Below are 5,808 nucleotides of genomic sequence, written 5' to 3'. Positions count from 1 at the left end.
TCGGCGAGGAGTTCGGGGCCGCCCTCGGCGACGACCGTGCGGTTGATCAGCGCCAGCAAAGCCCGCAGCTGCGCGAGCTGAAGGAGACCATGCGCACCCTGCTCGGTCTCGACGACGACACCGCCGCCGTCGTGATCCGCCAACTCACCTGCACCGATCCCGGCTGCCCACCGGTGGAGACCACCGTCGCCGCCCTCCCCATGGACGGCGCGGCCCGCCGCTGGACCCTGCACCAGCCCGCCGACCAAATCACCGAGGACGACCTGCGGCACGCCCTGCTCGCCCCCGACCAAGTCCAACCGGCCCGCTAGGACCACCAGGAGCCCGGCAGCGCCCTGCATGCCGAGTGGGGATGGAGCAGTCCAAGGTCACCCACAAATCTGCGGCTGCTGCGCACCCTGGGCCTGGCCACCGGACGGCGCGACGACCGCCGTACCGTCTACCGCTTTTACGAAGACCACGTGGCACAGCACCTCACCAAACGGTCCGCCACGTCGAACACCTGCGGCTCGGCGTGCGGGACCCCGGCTGACGATCCGACCGGCGGTCGACCCGACCCACGGAAGCGAACCGCGCCCCCAGCAGGTGGACTTCGAGCCACACATGCGTGAATTGCCATATGCTAATGTGGCCACGCACGGCCTGCGGAGCACGAGCCGCAGGCGCCCGGAGAGCAGCACGAGGAGCAGCACATGGCCACCGCCACCGAGCACCGCACGCACGACAACCACACGCACAGCCACGGCGAGGGCTGTGGCCACGTCGCCATCCCGCACGGCGACCACACCGACTACGCACACGACGGCCACATCCACACGACCCACGAGGGCCACGTCGACGAGTGCGCGAGCGCCGGCCACACCACGCACGAGGGTCACGACCACCAGCACGTCGAGGGCTGCGGTCATGTGGCCGTGCCGCACGAGGACCATGTGGACTACGTGCACGACGGCCACCGTCACGCCGCGCACGACGGCCACTGGGACGACCACTGACCCGGATCCGAGTCCGGCGACTCGAGCCGGACCGGAAATCATTGTCACTTGCTAATGTATGCATGTGACGATGACACCGCCTCCCGCGGCAGCCCCGGCGGATGAGCCGCTACGCGCCCTGGAGGCCGCCAGCGACCTGCTGAAGGCACTGGCCTCGCCCGTCCGTCTCGGCATCGTGCGCGAGCTGTCCGAGGGCGGAAAGTACGTCCACGAACTGGTCGCCGCTCTCGGGGTGAGCCAGCCGCTGGTCTCGCAGCATCTGCGGGTCCTGCGCAACTCCCGCATCGTGAAGACCCGCCGCCAGGCCCGCGAGATCCGGTACCACCTCACCGACGAACACATCGCCCATATCGTGCTGGACGCCATCCGGCACGCACAGGAGTAGTCCGGCGCCGTCACAGCAGGACGGCGCCGGACTCCTGTTAATGGATCCCATTTTCATATAGCGTCGTCGCACCCGCGGAAGACTGCGGAGGCGGTCATGACCGAGCGCGACGTACGCCTGGGCACGGTCCAGGAAACCCTGCTGATCCCGCTGTACGGCCGGGCGGTGGAGAACCGCAAGAGCGAGGCGGTCCTGCGCGACCCCGTCGCCGAGGAACTCGTCGCGGCGATCGACTACGACTTCGCCCGCTTCGACGGCCTGCCGATGCTGCTCGGCACGGTCCTGCGCACCACCCTGTTCGACCGCTGGGCGGCAGCCTTCCTCGCCGAACATCCCACCGGAACCATGGTGGAGATCGGCACCGGCCTCAACACCCGCCACGAACGCACCGACAACGGCCGGGCCCGCCGGTTCGACCTCGACCTGCCCGACGTGATCGAGCTGCCGCACCTTCTGCACCGACACCCCACACCGCACGATGATCGCCGCGTCGGTGACGGACCAGGCATGGGCGGACACCGTCACCGCGCACTCCGGCGGCCCATACCTTTTCGCCACCGAAGCCGTCCTTCCCTACCTACCGGATCCCGGCGTCCGGGCCGTCATCGACCTGCTCGCCGACCGCTTCCCCGGCTCCCAGCTGGCCAGGGTCAAGCGCCGATTGGCGCCCAGCACCGCGAAGCTGCCGTCACGGCTGCAGCGGGCAAAGACCACCAGCATGGTCGGCAGTGACACCAGCAGCGAGAGGCTACCCGCCCTCTTGATGTCCACCGGGAACAGCAGCACGATCGCCGGGATCAGCAGCTCGCCCCCGGCCACGCCCATGATCGCCGCGACCACCCCGATATCGAAGCCGGCCACCACCCCGCAGGACACCTGAGCCCACAGCGGCAGCGCGACAGGGAAACGACCTCGGTAGCGCAACAACACCGAGGGTGAAACGTGCCGCCCGGAGCTCACTGCCTGTCTCCTTCGAGTTGGCGAAGGGACGGTTGAGTTCAGGGAAGGCCTGGACCAGCAGAACAATCCACGGATTCCTGAATTCAGGCATCCATGTACTGTAGTGGTGTGCTGACTGTTGCCTCCGACATCGAGGTGCTGGCCCGGTTCGGCCGCGCACTCGCCGATCCGATCCGCTGCCGCATCCTGCTCGCGCTGCGCGACGCTCCGGCCTACCCGTCCGACCTCGCCGACGCGCTCGGCATCTCCCGCACCCGGCTGTCGAACCACCTGGCGTGCCTGCGCGACTGCGGCCTGGTCGTCACCGTTCCCGACGGCCGCCGTACCCGCTACGAGTTGGCTGACGAACGTCTCGGCCACGCGCTGGACGACCTGCGCACCGCCATGGTGGCCGTCGAGACCGACCGCACCTGTGTCGACGCCGACGAGAAGGGCTGCTGCTGACCATGACCGCCGAGATATCGATATCCCTCGGTCCCTCCTCGGCCCGCCGCGACGCGCTCACCCGCCGGATACGCCTGCTGGTCGCGGCCACGATCACCTACAACGTCATCGAGGCGATCGTCGCCCTCACCGCCGGCACCCTCGCCTCCTCCACCGCCCTGATCGGCTTCGGCCTCGACTCGATCATCGAAGTCGCCTCCGCCGCCGCGGTCGCCTGGCAGTTCTCCGCCCGCGACCACGCCGCACGTGAGGCGCGCGAGCAGCGCACCCTGCGCATCATCGCCGTCTCCTTCTTCGCCCTCGCGGCGTACGTCACCTTCGACGCCGTCCGCGCCCTGACCGGCACCGGCGACGCCGAGCGCTCCATCCCCGGAATCGTCATCGCCGCCCTCTCCCTCGCGGTGATGCCGTTCCTGTCCGCCGCCCAGCGCCGCGCGGGCCGCGAACTCGGCTCCGCCTCCGCGGTCGCCGACTCCAAGCAGACGCTCCTGTGCACATACCTGTCCGCCGTGCTCCTTCTCGGCCTGGTCCTCAACGCCACCCTCGGCTGGTCCTGGGCCGACCCCATCGCCGCCCTGGTCATCGCCGCCATCGCCGTCAAGGAAGGCCGCGACGCCTGGCAGGGCAAGGGCTGCTGCGCGCCCCCGGCCGCCGCGGTCCCCGCCAGACCTCAGGAGACGGACGCCTGCGGATGCCGTCCCGGCTGCGACTGTTGCAACTGACCGCCCACCAACGCGAAGCGGCCCCGGCGTCACACCGGCCCTGAACCCGAAGGGCGGGACCCAGAGTCCCTGGGTCCCGCCCTTCGACACCCGGGAGTCGCAAGCCGTCGGACTGCCCTTCCGGCCAAAAGAGTTGGCGCGCCCCGGCATCACCGGTCAATTGCACTTTGGTGCCTCAACTCCCCAGGTCAGCGACGTGGTGGAGTTCAGAGCAGCGAGCGGGGCGGCGGCCCGGCCCCGGACTCGGACTCGGTGACTGCGGCGCAGACGTGACCGAACGCGCCGACCGTGCCGTACGACCGGCCCGGCGTGGCGTGGGTTTGAGGGCCAGGTCGGCGACGGCCATCGAGGTGCCGTAGTGCTGCTCCTCGAAGCCGAAGTTCCCGGCGAGTCCGCAGCAGCCCTCGGCCTCGTCAACCCTGCCCACACCCAGTCGGCGCAGCAGGTCGGCTGGGCGGCTGCCCTTGAAGGTGGCGTACTCGTGGCAGTGGGTCTGCAGGACGACGTTGTCCGGCAACTCCGGTCGGTTCCAGTTCGGGGCGGCCAGGTCGTTCAGGGCGGCCGTGAAGGTGTGGACGCGGTCCGCGACCTGACGGGCGGCGTCCGTCCCGAGGAGCTCGGGCACGTCGCGCTTGAGCGCGGCGGCGCAGCTCGGTTCGGCCACGATGATGGGCCGCTCGTCGCCGTTGTCGAGGTGAGCGACCGTACGGGCCATGATCCTGCGGGCCACGGACAGTTGGCCGGTGCTGACCCAGGTCAGACCGCAGCACAGGCCGTCCTCCGCCGTGCAGGGGATTCCCGCGTCGGCGAGGACACGGCTTGCGGCTCCCGCCACCTCGGGCCGGAAGGCGCGGGTGAAGCTGTCGACGAAGAGCAGGGCTTTCGGCGACTCGCCGGTCTTCGTGTTGCGCAGGACCCTGCGCAGGGCGTGCCGGGAGGTGAAGGCCGGGATCCTGCGCTGTGTGGTCACGCCACCGAGGCGGGCGAGCAGCTTGCCGAGCGGTCCGCGCAGCACGGCATTGAGGGGTCGGGCGGCGTAGCCGACAAAGGCTGAGGTCAGCGGCAGCCACCCGAGCGAGTAGTGGAAGCGGGGTCTGAGCCTGCCCTTGTAGTGCTGGTGCAGGAACTCCGCCTTGTAGGTGGCCATGTCGACGCCGACCGGGCAGTCGCTGGAGCACGCTTTGCAGGACAGGCACAGGTCGAGGGCGTCGCGGACCTCGGTCGAGCGCCAGCCGTCCTGGACGGTCTCGCCGCGCACCATCTCCTGGAGGAGGCGGGCCCGGCCCCGGGTGGAGTCGTTCTCCTCCCCCGTGGCCCGGTAGCTGGGGCACATCACACCGCCCGCGTCGCTGCGACAGCGGCCGACGCCGACACAGCGGCGGGCCGCGCCGGCGAAGCCGTCCTCGTCGTGCGGGAAGGTGAACTCAGTCGCCAGGGGCTGGATCTGGTGCAGCGCGAGATCGGCGTCGAGCGGGGCCGGAGCCAAGATGACACCCGGGTTCAGCAGCCCCTCGGGGTCGAAGACCTCCTTGAAGGCGGCGAAGGCCCGGATCATCCGGTGGCTGTACATGACCTCCAGCAGCTCACCGCGCGCCCGCCCGTCGCCATGCTCACCGGAAAGAGTCCCGCCGTGCGCGACGACCAGGGCGGCGGCCTCGTACAGAAAGCGACGGGCAGCGGTGCGGCCCTCGTCCGTGGCGAGGTCGAAGTCGATGCACACGTGGACGCACCCCGCGCCGAAGTGCCCGTACATCACACCGGTGAGTTCGTGGGAGGCGAGCAGCTCGCGGAAGTCCCGCAGGTAGCCGGCGAGGTTTTCGGGCGCGACCGCCGAGTCCTCCCAGCCGGGCCAGGACTCCCCGCCATCGACGAGGCGGGCGGCCAGGCCGGCTCCGTCCTCACGGACCCGCCACAGGGAGCGCCGTTCGGCCGCGCTCTCCACGACCCGCCCGCCGGTCATCCGGCCCTGCGCCTTGGGCCGCCGGCACTTCGACGGTGCGCTGGACGTGTTGAAGGATGTTGACGGAACTCGCGACCGACGGCATCATGACCGACTGCGTGGCCTACGCCGAACCTCTCGCGACCGCCCCCAGCGCGGTCTCCCATCGGAGGCAAAGGGACCAGCGTCTCAGGCCGTTGTCGCAGCCCGATCGCCTCGGGCGAGGTTGCTGGGGAACCGTCGCTCAAGGCGTGGAAGGCCGCGATGACAGCCCGTAGGAACTTCAAGCGCCAGGTGCGTGCCCGCGCCGCTAAGTGGTTCGCGCCGTAAGTCCTTCGGGGGTTGACGTCGGAGGCGGTGCTG

Annotated in this window: 6 protein-coding genes and 1 pseudogene; 6 read left to right on the top strand and 1 reads right to left on the bottom strand. The window is 70.1% G+C overall.

What is annotated here, in order from left to right; translation table 11 throughout:
• The 6 genes from RB628_RS39120 to RB628_RS39090 form a co-directional block, all read left to right on the top strand.
• On the top strand, nucleotides 1-311 hold a 311-nt coding region (locus tag RB628_RS39120; RefSeq protein WP_318325411.1), incomplete at its 5' end, for a hypothetical protein.
• A 381-nt stretch (nucleotides 312-692) separates the two neighbouring features.
• Nucleotides 693-995, top strand: a complete 303-nt coding sequence (locus RB628_RS39115; protein ID WP_318325410.1) for a hypothetical protein — start codon at nucleotides 693-695, stop codon at nucleotides 993-995.
• Between the two features lie 70 nt (nucleotides 996-1,065).
• The gene (locus RB628_RS39110; protein WP_318325409.1) at nucleotides 1,066-1,380 is read left to right on the top strand and encodes a metalloregulator ArsR/SmtB family transcription factor; all 315 of its coding nucleotides are present in this window, start codon (nucleotides 1,066-1,068) and stop codon (nucleotides 1,378-1,380) included.
• A 96-nt stretch (nucleotides 1,381-1,476) separates the two neighbouring features.
• Nucleotides 1,477-2,112, top strand: coding sequence for a class I SAM-dependent methyltransferase (locus RB628_RS42830; protein WP_412180797.1), 636 nt, complete (start codon nucleotides 1,477-1,479; stop codon nucleotides 2,110-2,112).
• 336 nt (nucleotides 2,113-2,448) lie between these two features.
• Entirely contained in the window at nucleotides 2,449-2,784 is a 336-nt protein-coding gene (locus tag RB628_RS39095; RefSeq protein ID WP_318325408.1) for a metalloregulator ArsR/SmtB family transcription factor, read from the top strand.
• Nucleotides 2,785-2,786: 2 nt separating this feature from the next.
• The gene (locus RB628_RS39090) at nucleotides 2,787-3,506 is read left to right on the top strand and encodes a cation transporter (protein WP_318325407.1); all 720 of its coding nucleotides are present in this window, start codon (nucleotides 2,787-2,789) and stop codon (nucleotides 3,504-3,506) included.
• A gap of 316 nt (nucleotides 3,507-3,822) precedes the next feature.
• Here the strand turns inward: RB628_RS39090 and RB628_RS39085 are convergent.
• Nucleotides 3,823-5,481 (bottom strand): annotated as a pseudogene (locus RB628_RS39085) (FAD-binding and (Fe-S)-binding domain-containing protein); the annotation flags it as partial.
• Nucleotides 5,482-5,808 lie beyond the last annotated feature (327 nt).

Source organism: Streptomyces sp. ADMS (assembly GCF_033441795.1).
Classification (GTDB): Bacteria; Actinomycetota; Actinomycetes; order Streptomycetales; family Streptomycetaceae; genus Streptomyces.
The sequence above is the reverse complement of the archived record's forward strand: the minus strand, read 5'-3'. Positions and strand labels throughout refer to the sequence as shown.

Excerpts from the sequence above, each read along its gene's own strand:
- RB628_RS39115 (WP_318325410.1), top strand. The coding sequence starts at position 693 with ATGGCCACCGCCACCGAGCACCGCACGCACGACAACCACACGCACAGC.
- RB628_RS39110 (WP_318325409.1), top strand. The coding sequence starts at position 1,066 with ATGACACCGCCTCCCGCGGCAGCCCCGGCGGATGAGCCGCTACGCGCC.
- RB628_RS42830 (WP_412180797.1), top strand. The coding sequence starts at position 1,477 with ATGACCGAGCGCGACGTACGCCTGGGCACGGTCCAGGAAACCCTGCTG.
- RB628_RS39090 (WP_318325407.1), top strand. The coding sequence starts at position 2,787 with ATGACCGCCGAGATATCGATATCCCTCGGTCCCTCCTCGGCCCGCCGC.